The 14678-nt window shown below is 43.2% G+C and carries 15 protein-coding genes, 1 pseudogene and 1 other annotated feature; all 16 genes and pseudogenes read right to left on the bottom strand.

The features are described from left to right. Positions 1–27: 27 nt before the first annotated feature. A complete protein-coding gene (gene groL, locus EXH44_RS07905; protein WP_021111239.1) occupies positions 28–1671 on the bottom strand; it encodes a chaperonin GroEL in 1644 nt (547 codons plus the stop codon). 169 nt (positions 1672–1840) lie between these two features. Further along, a complete protein-coding gene (locus tag EXH44_RS07900) occupies positions 1841–2128 on the bottom strand; it encodes a co-chaperone GroES (RefSeq protein ID WP_005713186.1) in 288 nt (95 codons plus the stop codon). A 139-nt stretch (positions 2129–2267) separates the two neighbouring features. Continuing rightward, entirely contained in the window at positions 2268–2585 is a 318-nt protein-coding gene (locus EXH44_RS07895) for a protease inhibitor I9 family protein (protein ID WP_162856978.1), read from the bottom strand. Next, positions 2582–3556: a tRNA dihydrouridine(20/20a) synthase DusA gene (gene dusA, locus EXH44_RS07890; RefSeq protein WP_162856977.1), complete on the bottom strand. Its 975-nt coding sequence runs from the start codon at positions 3554–3556 to the stop codon at positions 2582–2584. The genes EXH44_RS07895 and dusA overlap by 4 nt, the downstream gene beginning before the upstream one ends. Positions 3557–3720: 164 nt before the next feature. After that, positions 3721–4362, bottom strand: a complete 642-nt coding sequence (gene hisIE / locus EXH44_RS07885) for a bifunctional phosphoribosyl-AMP cyclohydrolase/phosphoribosyl-ATP diphosphatase HisIE (RefSeq protein WP_162856976.1) — start codon at positions 4360–4362, stop codon at positions 3721–3723. A 27-nt stretch (positions 4363–4389) separates the two neighbouring features. After that, positions 4390–5163: an imidazole glycerol phosphate synthase subunit HisF gene (hisF, locus tag EXH44_RS07880; protein ID WP_162856975.1), complete on the bottom strand. Its 774-nt coding sequence runs from the start codon at positions 5161–5163 to the stop codon at positions 4390–4392. Beyond that, positions 5145–5894 (bottom strand): 1-(5-phosphoribosyl)-5-[(5-phosphoribosylamino)methylideneamino]imidazole-4-carboxamide isomerase, encoded by a 750-nt coding sequence (gene hisA, locus EXH44_RS07875; RefSeq protein ID WP_162856974.1) that lies wholly within the window; start codon positions 5892–5894, stop codon positions 5145–5147. The genes hisF and hisA overlap by 19 nt, the downstream gene beginning before the upstream one ends. 151 nt (positions 5895–6045) lie before the next feature. Beyond that, positions 6046–6639 (bottom strand): imidazole glycerol phosphate synthase subunit HisH, encoded by a 594-nt coding sequence (gene hisH / locus EXH44_RS07870; RefSeq protein ID WP_162856973.1) that lies wholly within the window; start codon positions 6637–6639, stop codon positions 6046–6048. Between the two features lie 11 nt (positions 6640–6650). Beyond that, complete coding sequence (locus EXH44_RS07865) at positions 6651–7112, bottom strand: hypothetical protein (RefSeq protein ID WP_162856972.1); 462 nt, start codon at positions 7110–7112, stop codon at positions 6651–6653. A gap of 71 nt (positions 7113–7183) precedes the next feature. Next, positions 7184–8227: pseudogene (locus tag EXH44_RS11070) on the bottom strand (PDDEXK nuclease domain-containing protein). 61 nt (positions 8228–8288) lie between these two features. Next, positions 8289–9134: a DUF817 domain-containing protein gene (locus EXH44_RS07855; RefSeq protein WP_162856971.1), complete on the bottom strand. Its 846-nt coding sequence runs from the start codon at positions 9132–9134 to the stop codon at positions 8289–8291. A 140-nt stretch (positions 9135–9274) separates the two neighbouring features. Further along, the gene (gene hisB / locus EXH44_RS07850) at positions 9275–10363 is read right to left on the bottom strand and encodes a bifunctional histidinol-phosphatase/imidazoleglycerol-phosphate dehydratase HisB (RefSeq protein WP_162856970.1); all 1089 of its coding nucleotides are present in this window, start codon (positions 10361–10363) and stop codon (positions 9275–9277) included. An 86-nt stretch (positions 10364–10449) separates the two neighbouring features. Beyond that, positions 10450–10905: an IS200/IS605 family transposase gene (gene tnpA, locus EXH44_RS07845; RefSeq protein ID WP_162856969.1), complete on the bottom strand. Its 456-nt coding sequence runs from the start codon at positions 10903–10905 to the stop codon at positions 10450–10452. Between the two features lie 69 nt (positions 10906–10974). Then, on the bottom strand, positions 10975–12036 hold the full coding sequence (hisC, locus tag EXH44_RS07840) for a histidinol-phosphate transaminase (protein ID WP_162856968.1): 1062 nt from the start codon (positions 12034–12036) through the stop codon (positions 10975–10977). A gap of 91 nt (positions 12037–12127) precedes the next feature. After that, a complete protein-coding gene (hisD, locus tag EXH44_RS07835) occupies positions 12128–13414 on the bottom strand; it encodes a histidinol dehydrogenase (RefSeq protein WP_162856967.1) in 1287 nt (428 codons plus the stop codon). A 170-nt stretch (positions 13415–13584) separates the two neighbouring features. Next, positions 13585–14481, bottom strand: coding sequence for an ATP phosphoribosyltransferase (gene hisG / locus EXH44_RS07830; RefSeq protein WP_162856966.1), 897 nt, complete (start codon positions 14479–14481; stop codon positions 13585–13587). A gap of 31 nt (positions 14482–14512) precedes the next feature. After that, positions 14513–14644, bottom strand: a sequence feature (His leader region). Positions 14645–14678 lie beyond the last annotated feature (34 nt).

The following is a 14678-nucleotide window of genomic DNA, read 5'->3' as shown; positions in this document are numbered from 1 at the left end:
TATGCCTTTATCGTTATTTGGGCAAAATTACATCATTCCGCCCATGCCACCCATGCCGCCCATTCCAGCGCCTAGGTCAGCTTTTTCTTCTTTTGGTAGGTCTGTTACCATACATTCCGTGGTAATCATTAAACCTGCGATAGAGGCTGCAAATTGTAATGCAGAGCGAGTTACTTTAGTTGGGTCTAAGATACCCATTTCTAACATATCACCATACTGTTCTGTTGCAGCGTTATAGCCGTAGTTACCATTGCCATCTTTTACGTTACGAGCAACAACAGAGGCTTCTTCACCTGCGTTTGTTACGATCTGGCGAAGTGGTGCTTCCATTGCACGAAGTGCTAAACGGATACCTACGTTTTGTTCTTCGTTATCGCCTTTCACTACATCAGCCACTTTGCTTGCAGCACGTACTAATGCCACGCCACCGCCTGCAACGATACCTTCTTCCACAGCCGCACGAGTTGCGTGAAGCGCATCATCTACACGATCTTTTTTCTCTTTCATTTCAACTTCAGTTGCAGCACCGACTTTGATTACTGCAACACCGCCGGCTAATTTAGCCACACGCTCTTGTAGTTTTTCTTTGTCATAGTCTGAGGTTGAATCTTCGATTTGTTGGCGGATTTGAGCTACACGACCTTTGATTTGTGCTTCATCGCCAACGCCGTCAATGATGGTGGTGTTGTCTTTTGAAATCACTACACGTTTTGCTTGACCTAACTCTTCGATAGTCGCTTTTTCAAGTTCCATACCGATCTCTTCAGAGATCACAGTACCCGCAGTTAAGATCGCAATGTCTTGTAACATCGCTTTACGACGATCACCAAAGCCAGGTGCTTTCACTGCAGCCACTTTCACAATACCACGCATCGTGTTCACAACTAAAGTTGCTAATGCTTCGCCTTCGATATCTTCTGCGATAATCAATAACGGTTTGCCCGCTTTTGCTACGGCTTCTAATACAGGCAGAATTTCACGGATATTTGAAATTTTCTTATCCACTAAAAGAATGTATGGATTTTCTAATTCTACCGTGCCTGCTTCCGGTTTATTGATGAAGTATGGTGATAAGTAACCACGGTCGAATTGCATACCTTCAACCACATCTAATGCATCTTCTAAACCTGTACCGTCTTCAACAGTGATTACGCCTTCTTTGCCCACTTTTTCCATCGCTTGAGCAATTAATTTACCCACAGTGCTGTCTGAGTTCGCAGAAATCGTACCAACTTGTTCAATCTCTTTTGAAGTTTCGCACGGTTTAGAGAGCGATTTTAACTCTTCAACAACCGCTGCTACTGCTTTGTCGATACCACGTTTTAAATCCATCGGGTTCATACCGGCTGCAACCGCTTTTAAGCCTTCGTTTACGATAGCTTGAGCAAGTACTGTTGCAGTTGTTGTGCCGTCACCTGCTGCATCGTTGGCTTTAGAAGCAACTTCTTTAACCATTTGCGCACCCATATTCTCGAATTTATCTTCTAATTCGATTTCACGAGCAACAGATACACCGTCTTTAGTGATGGTTGGAGCACCGAAAGCTTTGTCTAATACTACGTTACGACCTTTCGGGCCTAAAGTTACTTTTACTGCATCTGCTAATACATTTACGCCCTTTAACATTTTCACACGAGCGTCGTTACCAAATTTTACATCTTTTGCTGCCATTTTTTTATGTTCCTATAAATTAGTTTTATTTTCCCTCTCCCGTTTACGGGAGAGGGTGGAGAAAATTCGAAGAATTTTCGGAGGGAGAGGGCATAATTCCCTCTCTCTGCCAAAATTGCTGAACGCAATTTTGTCTGTCTCTCCCCCGTAAACGGGGGAGAGGAAAAAGTTATTCAACGATTGCTAAAATATTGTCTTCAGAAAGAATTAACACTGTTTCGCCGTCAATTTTTTCTTCTTTCACGCCATATTCATTGAAAATCACCACATCACCGACTTTCACATTTAACGGCAACACAGTGCCATTATCTAAAGTACGACCATTGCCAACGGCAATCACAGTACCACGAGTAGATTTAGTTGCCGCAGAGCCAGTTAAAACGATACCGCCTGCAGATTTAGTTTCGATTTCTTCACGTTTTAAAATCACTTTGTCGTGTAACGGACGAATTTTCATTGAGTTGCTCCTAAAATTGATTGAAAAATTTTGCGTCACCTAACGTGACGCAACGGTGGGTATTTGGTGACTTGATTTGATATTTCAAGGGGAAAAGCAAAAAATTTGCAAAATTTTATCGAAATCTGACCGCTTGTAATTAATGTAATTGCATAATCTGATCTTTTTCTACACTCAGTATCCCCTTTACTTGTGAAAAAAATATTTTGGCTTGTTCAATATCTTTTTCTTTAGGTATGCGAATTGCAAAACTGTTGAAGTTTTGGTACTCATAAACAATATCGGCTTGATAGTTTCTTATCGCATCTAATACTGCTTGCTTTCCTGTTTCATCATAAAAGAGCAGTAGCGTATCAGATGAATAGTGTTGATTTTGTTGATTTTTCTGCTCAATGTTCGCATTAGCACTTGCTAAAAAACCTAAGCATAATATCAAAGTAAAAAAGTAGACTTTCATTCAATTTCCACAAATTTCAATGCTTCAGTTACCACTTCCACACCAGCTCCTTGCTTGCAAGCATTTTCACTTAAATGCCTACGCCACTGTCTTGCACCCTTGCAGTTTTGGAATGCGCCAAGAATATGGCGGACAATGTGATTGAGATAAACGCCTTGTGAAAGTTGCTGTTCAATGTAAGGTAGCATTTTTTCAACGGCTTGTTTTGGTGTAACAATCTCGGCATTTGGGTCAAACAGCTCTCGATCAATATAACCAAGCAAAGACGGATTTTGATAGGCTTCACGCCCGACCATCACACCATCAACAAATTGCAAGTGATGTTTGATCTCTTCAATCGTTTTAATCCCGCCGTTAATGCTCATTTTAAGATGTGGAAAATCCCGTTTGAGTTGATAGACTCGCTCATAATCAAGCGGTGGGATTTCACGATTTTCTTTCGGGCTTAAGCCTGACAGCCACGCTTTACGTGCGTGGACAATAAAATCGTCACAATAAGGCTGAATTTTCTCAATAAAATCACATAGAAATTCATAGCTATCTAGATCGTCAATGCCAATACGATGTTTAACGGTAACAGGAATACTCACTTCTTTTTTCATTGCTTCTACACAGCGAGCGACTAAATCCGCTTTTCCCATTAAACAGGCACCAAACATACCATTTTGAACACGATCTGATGGGCAACCGACATTCAGATTGATTTCCGCATAGCCCCGTTCTTCCACTAATTTTGCACATTTCGCTAACTGTTCAGGATCGCTCCCCCCTAATTGCAACGCCACAGGATTTTCTGTGGGATCGTAAGCAAGCAGATCATATTTCGCGTGCAAAATTGCGGGTGCGGTAATCATCTCACTATAAAGTAAGCTATGTTGAGTAAATTGACGGTGAAAATAGCGACAGTGGCGAGTTGTCCAATCAAGCATTGGTGCAACAGAAAATCGTCCGCGATAGTAGTTTTCTTGCATTGATAAAATCCAGATAAAATAAAGCGGTCGGATCTTAATCCTATTTTGCAAAAAATAGAGAAGATCGAACCGCTTGTGAAGTTCATTGATGACAATGATACTATAAAATTTCAAATTCAGTTAATTAGACATAACAAGAAGATTGTTCTCTATTAGCATATTTCTTATTTATTTGAACCTTCAGGATGTAAGCCTATGCCCTGATGCCGTTCTTTTAATTTCAAAATCACATCTTGCCACGCCAGATTTTCATTATGGAGTAACACCGTTAAGTGATAAACCAAATCTGCCGCTTCGCTAACTAATTCTTCGCGAGCTTTCGCCATCGCAGCCAGTGCGGTTTCAACCCCTTCTTCGCCCACTTTCTGTGCAATTTTCTTCGTGCCTTTGGCATAAAGTTTTGCCGTGTAAGAGCTTTCAGGATCGGCGTTTTTACGCTCAGCAAGGGTGCGTTCTAATTTGCTAAACCACGTCCAATCGCCTTCGGATTGGGTTTCAAACTGATGAAAACAACTTTCTGCCCCTGTATGACAGGTTTCTCCAATCGGATCGGCTAAAATCAGCAAGGTATCGTTATCACAATCCAAGCTCATATCCACCACGTTTAAGAAATGCCCCGAGGTTTCCCCTTTCGTCCATAAACGTTGTTTGGTACGTGAGAAAAAGGTCACTTTTTTCTCGGCTAATGTTTTGTCTAATGCTGCTTGGTTCATATAACCCAGCATTAGGACTTCACAGGTTTGAGCGTTTTGGACGATCACGGGGAGTAATTGATCTACTTTTTGCCAGTCTATTGTGTTTATCATTCTTTAATCCTTGTTTTTTCCTAGGTACTAACGGCGGATCTCAACATTTTGCTGAGCCAGATACTCCTTCAACTCCCCAATATTGATAATCTGCTTATGAAACACGCTTGCCGCCAGCGCACCGTCCACATTGGCGTCCACAAAGGCATCATAGAAGTGTACCATTTCGCCTGCACCGCCCGAGGCAATCAGCGGTACGTGGCACACTTCACGCACTTTTTTCAGTTGGACTAAATCATAGCCGTTGCGTACACCGTCTTGGTTCATCATATTCAGCACGATTTCGCCTGCGCCACGTTTTTGTACTTCGACAACCCAATCAAGCAATTGCCAGTTGGTTTGGCGCGTGCGGCTTTCATCGCCTGTGTATTGATTCACCCAATATTTACCTGTTTCTTTCTCAAACCTGCTGTCAATACCTACCACAATGGCTTGCACGCCAAAGCGATCTGCAAGGCGGGAAATCAGATCAGGATCCGCAAGTGCGGGCGAATTTATAGAGATTTTATCCGCACCAAAGGCAAAAATCTGCTCCGCATCCTCAATGGTTTTAATGCCACCCGCCACACAGAACGGAATGTCGATCACTTCCGCTACCCGCTCCACCCAGCTTTTATCCACCGTTCTGCCGTCTGATGAGGCAGTAATATCGTAGAAGACCAATTCGTCCGCCCCTTCTTCCGCATAGCGTTTAGCAAGCGGTACGATATCGCCGATAATTTCGTGATTGCGGAACTGCACACCTTTGACCACTTGCCCGTCACGCACGTCTAAACAAGGGATTATCCGTTTTGCCAACATTCGATTGCCTCCGCCACATTAAATTTATCCTCCAATAACGCACGCCCGATAATCACACCGCCTACGCCCTTGCCTTTCAATGCGTCCACATCCGCCAACGAGCCGATACCGCCGGAAGAAATAAAATTGATTTCAGGGAAAGCCTCGCACACTTCGCGATATAAATCCACATTTGAGCCTGCAAGGGTGCCGTCGCGGGAAATGTCGGTGCATAGCACATATTGCAAACCAACTTCGCGGAAATCGTTAATCAAAGCTTCCAATGACACACCGCTATTTTCCTGCCAACCGCTCACGGCAATCTGTTTTTCACCTTGGTCGTTGATGTTCACATCCAACGCTAATACAAACTTGTCCGCACCGTATTTGCGGAACCAGCCTTTGACCAATTCGGGCTCTTTCACCGCCGTTGAGCCAATCACCACGCGGTTCGCCCCCACCGCTAATAAATCCGCCACATCTTGCTCCGAGCGGATACCGCCGCCCACTTGAATTGGGCATTTCACCGCTGCAATAATGTCGCCAATCAGCTTGGTTTGACGTTTGCTCGGATCTTTTGCACCAGTCAAATCGACCAAATGCAGTTGCTCCGCACCTTGTGCTACATAATCTTGAAATTGCGCAATCGGATTATCGCTATACAAGGTTTTCTGCGCATAATCCCCTTGATACAACCGCACCACTTGACCGTCAATCAAATCAAGGGCGGGGATAATTATGGATTTTTTCATGTTGTGTTTCCTGTTATCTTGCTGGCACGAGCTTCTCGCTCGTGCCTTTGTAAATTTATTCTAAAATCTGACCGCTTGTAGGGGCGGGGTTTATCCCCGCCCGTTTGAGTTTAATTTGGATGCGGGCGGGGATAAACCCCGTACCTACGAATTAAATATTCTCCACAAAATTTTTCAACAACTGCGCCCCATTTTTGCCCGAACGTTCAGGGTGAAATTGCACGCCATAAAAGTTTTTGCTCGCAATCGCCGCCGAAAAATCCACGCCATAGTTGCTGGTCGCAATAGTGTTTTCATTCGGCAACACCGCATAGCTATGCACGAAATAGAAATGGCTGTCTTGCTCAATGCCGGCAAACAACGGATGATCCGCCGCATAACGCACACGGTTCCAGCCCATATGCGGCAACGGCAGGCCTGTATTCGGAATTAACTCCGTTTTGCCGTTCATCAGGCGCAAGGTTTCCACATTACCCTCCGAGGAAAACTCCGTCATCAGCTGCATCCCCAAACAGATCCCAAGCATCGGTTGAGTAGCATTTTGGATGGTTTCAATCAGCTGACGATCTTGCAGATTTTTCATCGCAGCAATCGCCGTCCCCACGCCCGGTAACAGCAATTTATCCGCCGATTTGATTTTCGCCAAATCACGGCTAATTTCCGCTTGAATACCCAAACGGTCGAATGCAAATTTTACAGAAGACAGGTTTGCACAGCCTGTGTCGATGATTACTAGGTTGATCATTTTATATTATCCTAATGTCTAAAACGCTCTAACGACAAATCAAAATATGGTTTAAGAATTAACTCTTCAAAAAGCTCTTCTTCATCTTCTGGAATTTGAATAAACGTTGAAGGTTCTGTTGGTGTCCACCACTTTCTTTGTCCTTTATAAGGAGAAATTTTAAGTGATTTTCGGATTAGTCTAAATGGTCGTTCCATCCAATCATCTTCAAATTTAGTGAAATAATTTACAGGGCCAGTAAATTGCCCCAATAAATAAATACCATTATTTCCATGAGTTAGATAAAAATAGTCTCCGATAGCTGCACTTACAAAATCTTCTACTTGTGTAGTTGATGATGTTCCCTTAGCTCCCGTTTGACGATGCACATAAACCAGTTTTTCATCAATACTCGAAATCATATCTTCAAATGTAAAATCAACACTTGTTCCTTGAGATAATTTCCAAAAAATTGGTTTTAAATTTTTAGTCATTTTATTATTCCTATCAATTAATTATACAAGCGGTCAGATCTCGCAAAAACTTCACAAATCCCAACCGCACTTTAATCCCGTCTTTGTGCAAAATAAACCGCTCTTTGCTCTTCCACTTTTTGCTCAAAGCTCTCAATTTCTTTCTGCATTTCGTCCAATAACATTTTTTCTGTCGGCAAATAAAGCTGATATTGGCTGGCGAAAATTTGTTTTTGGTTTTCAGGTAGGCTGAATTTGACTACCGCATCATTTTTATCGGCGCAAAGCAAAATACCGATAGTCGGGTTTTCGTGGGGCAGTTTTTCCACACGGTCAAAATAATTGACATACATCTGCAACTGCCCCAAATCTTGGTGCGTAAGTTTGTGGGTTTTAATTTCAATCACCACAAAACATTGCAGCAAGCGGTTGTAAAACACCAAATCGGCAAAGAATTCATCGCCGTCTAAATGCAAGCGTTTTTGGCGCGCCACAAAAGAAAAGCCGTTGCCCAATTCCAACAGAAAATCTTGCAAATGGGTAATGATCGCTTGCTCCAAATCCTTCTCATAATAAGCACTTTCACGGCGTAAGCCTAAAAACTCCAACACCATCGGATCTTTAATAATCTGTCTCGGATCGGTCGGCACCGCCTCATTTCTCGCCACCGCAAGCACACTGGCTTTATCGTTGCTTAGCAATAAACGTTCGTACAAATTGCTGTAAATCTGCCGTTCCAACTGACGCGAACTCCAGTTATTTTTCACGCTTTCCGCAATATAAAATTCACGTTTATCTGCATCATCAAGAGAAAGTAGCAACTTATATTGCGTCCAGTTCAATTGCGTCCGCAGTGCGGACGCAATTGGAAACGCACGATAAAATTGGCGATAACGTTCCAATTGACGAGCAGAAAAACCACTACCAAATTCAGGCTGTAACTGTTGTGCAAGGGATTTGATTAAGTAAGCGCCATAATCCGCGCGATCTTGCCCTTACTGTTCTTCTTCAAAAATCCGCTTGCCGATATGCCAATACATCAGCACCCGATGGAAATCCACCGAGCGGATAGCGGTTTCACGGGATTGTAGGATGATTTGTTTGATGTCGGTGGTTAAAGTATTGGCTGTGAGCATGTTTTTTCCTTACTATTTCCACTTGTTACAAGCGGTCTGATTTCTACAAATTTTTGCAAAATCAATCTCTTGAAATACGAATAGTTTTTTTAATATGTTTTAAATTTGCCACAATAGTAAATGTCATCACAATTAAAAGCGACCAAGCTCCCCATTTTCCTAAATGTACTATTGTCCATGCTCCCATTTGGTTTGGATATTGCCAGATGCCGACAAACGTTCCGATATTTTCAGCTAACCAAATAAAAAAGCCAATTAATGCAAATGCTAATAAAAGCGGCATTCTTCGCTTGCGATCGTAAGGGGTGAAATAAACATAAGTGCGTGCATATAATCCCATTGCAAATGCAGCTAAATACCAGCGATAGTCACCAATATAATGATGAGTAAAAAAATTCAAATAGATCAGTATAGCAACTAAGGTTGATAGCCAATAAGGTGGATGGCTTTTTATTTTTAAATCAAATAATCGCCACGCCTGAATAATATAACTTCCTACCGCTGCATACATAAAACCGGTAAATAATGGTACACCACCAATTTTAGTATAAGCAAAATCAGGATACGCCCAAGATTGTATACTGCTTGATGTTTTAAAATATTCCAAAATAAAACCAATAAGATGAAATAAGGTAATGGATTTTATTTCATCGAGAGTTTCTAATTTTGTCCAGAACATAATCCCTTGTACGGCTAATGCAAAAATTAACAATAAATCGTAACGGGGTATATTCCAGATTCCTTCCTTAGGAATCATAAACATCGCAATAAAAAATAATCCAGCAAATAAACACGCTCTGGCTTCTTTTAAACCAAAAAATAGAAATTCAACACAAAAACGTTGTATGCCTTTCAACTGATTATTAGTTTGATGATAAATAAGCCATTGATCTAATTTATTGAGCATTTTAGTTCCAATTTAATTCTTCTAATTTGTGTTTTTTTCATTTAATTTCTCTTGAATTTATAGAACAAGCAGTCAAATTCTCCCAAAACTTTGCAAAATCCAACCGCACTTTAGGGCGAATATAATTCGCCCCTACAACATTACAATACTCCTTTACTACTCGGCAATTCATTCCCTTCAATGCGGATAGCTTGTCTTAAGGTTCTGCCGAATACTTTAAACAGGCTTTCGATTTTGTGGTGGTCGTTGTCGCCTTTGGCTTTGATATGCAAGGTGGCGAGCATGGTGAAAGCGATGGATTGGAAGAAATGCTCTGTCAATTCTGTGCTGAAATCGCCGACTTTGTCACGTTTAAATTCCGCTTTGAATTTGATAAATGGTCTGCCGGATAAATCCATAGCACATTGAGCTTTGCATTCGTCCATTGGCAACACGAAACCGAAACGGGCGATGCCGCGTTTGTCGCCGATAGCTTGTTTTAAGGCGGCGCCGAGGGCAAGTGCGGTATCTTCGACCGTGTGATGTTCGTCAATCCAGAGGTCGCCTTTGCACGAGATGTTCATTCTAAAACCGCCGTGGGTGGCGATTTGGTCGAGCATATGGTCGAAAAAGCCTACGCCGGTTTTGATGTCGTTCACGCCAGTTTCGTCCAGCCATACTTGCACTTTGATGTCGGTCTCTTTGGTTTTGCGTACCACTTCTGCATAACGTGGTTGGCGTTCGCCAATGTTAGTGACAGCTTCGCCTAGCAGTTTCTCTGCGATTAAATCCCAATTTAATTTTTCAGGGTGATATTGCAAGGCACGAATACCGAGATTTTCCGCCAACTGAACGTCCGTGGCACGGTCGCCAATCACAAAACTGGTGGCAGGATCGAAGAGTTCTCGCTCAATGTATTTTTGCAACAACTTGGTTTTCGGTTTACGACAATCGCAGTTGTCTTCAGGCTTATGCGGGCAAATTAACACGTCATCAAACTCAATGCCTTGCGAGCGGAATAGCTCCATCATCGCATTGTGCGGTTTGTCGAAAGTCTCTTGCGGAAATGAGCTAGTGCCTAAGCCGTCCTGATTGCTGACCATCACAAAACGGTATTTCTGTTTGAGCTTAAGTAAGGCTGGGATCACATTCGGCTCAAATTTGAGTTTTTCTAAGCTGTCGATTTGAAAATCGGTTTTTGGTTCGTCAATTAACGTGCCGTCACGGTCGATGAAAAGGGTTGGTTGCATAATTTTTTCCTTTTTTGCTGTTGTTTTTCCCCGTATTGCATACGGGGTTAATCTAGTGAGAGTGCTCTGCACTCTTGTTACATAAATTATATGTCTCTTTCGAAATATTTTTCGTTAATTTCAATTCCTGCCGATGTCAGAAGAAATTTAGTTTCATCCATAAAGTTTTGTGATTTATGATGCTCTTTTTGTTTTTTGATGTAATTCTTGATTTTTTCTTTTTCTAGCTCGCTATATGTCAAGGCACAGTAGCCTATCGACCAAGCATAAAAATCAGGAAATAACGTCTTATTTTGATCAATCCAGTTATGTGAACTGATCTTAATTTTTTGCACAAATTCGCCGATTGAAATCATCGGATGTAAATCAACTAATAAATGAAGATGATCAGGCATTCCATTTATTTGGTATAAATCACATTTTAATTCTTTGATTATTCCCCAAATGTAGTTATATAGCTGTTTTTCATTTTCTTCACAAATTGTTGGAGTTCCGAATTTTGTACGAAAAATAATATGGTATATCGCTTTGGTATAACTCAAGATGTATCTCCAATCCTGCATTGCAGAGCAATGCAACTAGATTAACCCCGTACGTAGTACGGGGGGTGCCTATATTACTCTTACTTCCCCAATCGCCTCCACTACTCTCGCATTTTCCTCTTTCGTTCCTACAGTAATCCGAATACAGTTTGCCAATCCTAATGCTTTATGTTGATCTCTTAATATAATCCCTTGCTCCCACAGTGCTTTGAACACTTTTGGACCATCTTGGAATTTGACCAGCAAATAGTTGCCATCACTTTCAAAGACTTTTTCTACAAGCGGTAAGTTTTCGAGATTTTTTTGCAAATCGGCGCGCAGTGTTAAAACCTCTTCCACCCGTTGTTTGACTTGTTCGATACCTTGTGCGCTCAAGGCTTGAGTGGCGATATCGGCGACAGGTACAGGGAGCGGGTAAGGGGCGATGACTTTTTGTAGCACGTTAATCAATTCAGCATTAGCAAGAGTAAAGCCACAACGCAAGCCAGCAAGGGCGAAAGCTTTGGAGAGCGTGCGGATAATGGCTAAGTGCGGATAATTTGGCAGTTCATTGACCATTGTCGCTTGCGGACAGAAGTCGATATAGGCTTCGTCCACCACCACAATCGCTTTGCCTGCGGTGATTTGCAAAAGTTTGAGCAAATCCGACCGCTTGACGAGCGTGCCTGTTGGGTTGTTTGGGCTACACACAAACACCACTTTCACACCGTCCAAATTGCGTTCGATTTCAGTTAAGTTCAGTTGGAAATCGGCAGTTAAAGGCACAGTTTTGAGCACAATGCCACAAGTTTCTGCCGACACGCTGTACATTCCGTAAGTCGGCGGGCAGTACAACACACTGTCGGTCGGCTCGCAAAAAGCACGGATAATTAACTCAATACTTTCATCACCACCGCGGCTAACCAGCACATTTTCAGGCGCAACGCCGGCATAGGTGGCATAACCTTCAATCACCGCTTGCGGTTGTGGCTCAGGATAGCGGTTAAAAGTGCGGTCGGTTAAATCAAAGTTTGGCGAAAGCGCATATTCATTCGCATTCAGCCACACATCCCCCGAACCACCCAAACGGCGTGCGGATTGATATGGAGTTAGAGATTGGACGTTTTTTCTGGAGAGTTGTGAGATTGTCATATTGTTTTTCCTGTTGTAGGGACACACTGCGTGTGTCCGTTAATACTTCCGATTATTTATTTTTCGGACACACTCAGTGTGTCCCTACTGTTTATTTTAATTTTTCCAATCGAATCGACACCGCCTGCTTATGCGCTTCCAACTGCTCCGCACTTGCCATCAGTTCTACCGTTTTTGCCAAATCTTTAAAGCCTTGCGGAGTGAGTTCTTGCACGGTCATTCGTTTGCAGAAATCCGCTAAACCAAGGCTGGAATAGGTGCGGGTGTAGCCGTAAGTTGGTAGTACGTGGTTAGTGCCGCTGGCGTAATCGCCCATACTTTCGGGGCTGTATGCCCCTAAGAAAATCGAGCCGGCGTTATCCAGTTGATCGAGCAATGCGCGTGGATTTTCCACTTGCACCACTAGATGTTCGGGAGCGTAGGCGTTGCTGATTTGGACACACTGTTGTAAGTCTTCGGCAATAAATACCCGACTATGCGAAAGTGCCTTACAAGCGGTCTCTTTGCGCGGTAATTTTGCAAGTTGGCGTTCGATGGCTTGTTCGGTGGCTTGAGCAAGCTCAGGGCTATCCGTGACCAAAATCACTTGACTGTCGGCGCCGTGTTCCGCTTGGGAAAGCAAGTCGCTGGCGACAAAATCAGGATCGGCAAATTGATCAGCTAACACCAATACTTCCGAAGGCCCTGCCGGCATATCAATCGCAGCGCCGTTGAGCTGTTGGCTGACTTGGCGTTTGGCTTCGGTCACAAAGGCGTTGCCCGGCCCGAAGATTTTATCCACTTTCGCCACCGTTTCTGTGCCGAACGCCATCGCCGTAATCGCCTGCGCACCGCCTACGGCGTAAATAGTTTCAACGCCACATAAATTGGCGGTGTAGAGAATCTCATCGGCAATCGGCGGCGGTGTGCAAAGCACCACTTTTTGACAGCCGGCAATTTTGGCGGGAATGGCGAGCATCAACACCGTTGAAAACAAGGGGGCTGAACCACCTGGGATATACAGCCCGACTCGTTGAATCGGTCGAGTCAGTACTTGGCAACGCACCCCTGCTTGGGTTTCCACATCCACGACTTGCGGTTTTTGCGCTTCGTGGAAGGTTTTGATATTGCGGTAGGCATTTTGAATTGCTTGTTTTAGTTCATCTGAAATGCGTTTTGTCGCTTGTTCGATCTGCTCTTTTGATACTACAAGGCTGTTAAGTTCGGTTTTATCGAATTTTGCTGTTAGTTCAAATAACGCCTTATCGCCTTCGGTTTTCACTAAATTGACGATATTTTCCACCGCACTTTTGATGTCGCTTGATGCGGAAATCGCAGGGCGGGTAAGGGCTTGTTGTTTTTCCGTTTCGGTTAAATTATTCCAAATTAGGGTTTGCATATTATCGTTCCTTTTTTGCCTAGCACGGCAAAGCCGTACTAGGTTACGCATAATTTTGTATTATGTAGTATTTACTTAATTTTATCGTAGGGGCGGGGTTTATCCCCGCCCGAATATCACGCTGCGTTTACGGGTGGGGATAAACCCCACCCCTACACAAATTTCTTAAACTACTCCATCATCTTCTCGATCGGTAACACTAAAATCGAGCTAGCCCCGATCTCTTTGAGGCTTTCCATCGTTTCCCAGAATAAGTTCTCTTGGCTGACCACGTGCATAGCAACTTTGGAATCATCGTGTGCAAGAGGGAGAATCGTCGGATTTTCCACACCCGGTAGCAATGCGGTGATTTCTTCGAGTTTGTCTTTCGGGGCGTGGAGCATAATGTATTTAGATTCGGCAGCTTGTTGTACGCCTTGAATGCGGGTGAGAAGTTTATCGACGAGAGCTTGTTTATCAGCGTCTAACGGTTCGGCACGTTGAATCAGGCAAGCTTTGGATTTATAGATTACTTCGACTTCTTTTAAACCGTTTGCTTCTAAAGTTGCCCCAGAGGAAACCAAATCGCAAATCGCCGAGGCAAGTCCTGCGCTTGGCGCCACTTCTACCGAGCCTGTTAATAGACAATTTTTAAACGGCACGCCTTGTTCTGCCATATAGCGTTTGAGTAAGTTTGGGTAAGAGGTAGCGATACGGGCATCTTTGAAATCTTGCACGCCGTTGTAGGTGCGGTCGCGATCAATCGCTAATGATAAACGACAACCGCCGAAATCTAAGGTACGGAGCTTTTTATATTCGACCGACTCGCCAGCATATAAACGCCCTAATTCTTCCTCTTCCAACACGTTTTCGCCGATGATACCGAGATCCACCACGCCGTCAAACACTAGTCCTGGAATATCGTCATCCCGTACGCGTAAAATTTCAATCGGCAGATTTTCGGAATAAGCGATCAAACGCTGTTCGTTCCAAGTGATTTTCACGCCGCACTGTTTGAGTAATTCACTGCAATCTTTGCTTAAACGTCCTTTTTTCTGCATTGCAATGCGAAGTCTGTTGTCTGACATATTGTGTTCCTTCTGTTTTTTATTTTGAATAAAGAAAAACCCCTCGAAAGTTGTCTTCCGAGGGGTTGTGAATCTGTGCTGTTAGCCTGCTATTCGCTCTCGGAAGTTATCTTCCGAACACGCCAAATGCCCGAAAGATTAGTCGGTCAAATGGTGATGATGGTGAGTGCGAATAAAAGTTGTCATAGTTTTGCTCC

This window comes from Actinobacillus indolicus (assembly GCF_004519515.1).
Lineage (GTDB): Bacteria > Pseudomonadota > Gammaproteobacteria > Enterobacterales > Pasteurellaceae > Glaesserella > Glaesserella indolica_A.
The sequence above is the reverse complement of the archived record's forward strand: the minus strand, read 5'-3'. Positions and strand labels throughout refer to the sequence as shown.

What these genes read in the sequence shown, in the direction of transcription:
- groL (WP_021111239.1), bottom strand. Translation starts at nt 1,671, where the DNA reads ATGGCAGCAAAAGATGTAAAATTTGGTAACGACGCTCGTGTGAAAATG.
- EXH44_RS07900 (WP_005713186.1), bottom strand. Translation starts at nt 2,128, where the DNA reads ATGAAAATTCGTCCGTTACACGACAAAGTGATTTTAAAACGTGAAGAA.
- EXH44_RS07895 (WP_162856978.1), bottom strand. Translation starts at nt 2,585, where the DNA reads ATGAAAGTCTACTTTTTTACTTTGATATTATGCTTAGGTTTTTTAGCA.
- dusA (WP_162856977.1), bottom strand. Translation starts at nt 3,556, where the DNA reads ATGCAAGAAAACTACTATCGCGGACGATTTTCTGTTGCACCAATGCTT.
- hisIE (WP_162856976.1), bottom strand. Translation starts at nt 4,362, where the DNA reads ATGATAAACACAATAGACTGGCAAAAAGTAGATCAATTACTCCCCGTG.
- hisF (WP_162856975.1), bottom strand. Translation starts at nt 5,163, where the DNA reads ATGTTGGCAAAACGGATAATCCCTTGTTTAGACGTGCGTGACGGGCAA.
- hisA (WP_162856974.1), bottom strand. Translation starts at nt 5,894, where the DNA reads ATGAAAAAATCCATAATTATCCCCGCCCTTGATTTGATTGACGGTCAA.
- hisH (WP_162856973.1), bottom strand. Translation starts at nt 6,639, where the DNA reads ATGATCAACCTAGTAATCATCGACACAGGCTGTGCAAACCTGTCTTCT.
- EXH44_RS07865 (WP_162856972.1), bottom strand. Translation starts at nt 7,112, where the DNA reads ATGACTAAAAATTTAAAACCAATTTTTTGGAAATTATCTCAAGGAACA.
- EXH44_RS07855 (WP_162856971.1), bottom strand. Translation starts at nt 9,134, where the DNA reads ATGCTCAATAAATTAGATCAATGGCTTATTTATCATCAAACTAATAAT.
- hisB (WP_162856970.1), bottom strand. Translation starts at nt 10,363, where the DNA reads ATGCAACCAACCCTTTTCATCGACCGTGACGGCACGTTAATTGACGAA.
- hisC (WP_162856968.1), bottom strand. Translation starts at nt 12,036, where the DNA reads ATGACAATCTCACAACTCTCCAGAAAAAACGTCCAATCTCTAACTCCA.
- hisD (WP_162856967.1), bottom strand. Translation starts at nt 13,414, where the DNA reads ATGCAAACCCTAATTTGGAATAATTTAACCGAAACGGAAAAACAACAA.
- hisG (WP_162856966.1), bottom strand. Translation starts at nt 14,481, where the DNA reads ATGTCAGACAACAGACTTCGCATTGCAATGCAGAAAAAAGGACGTTTA.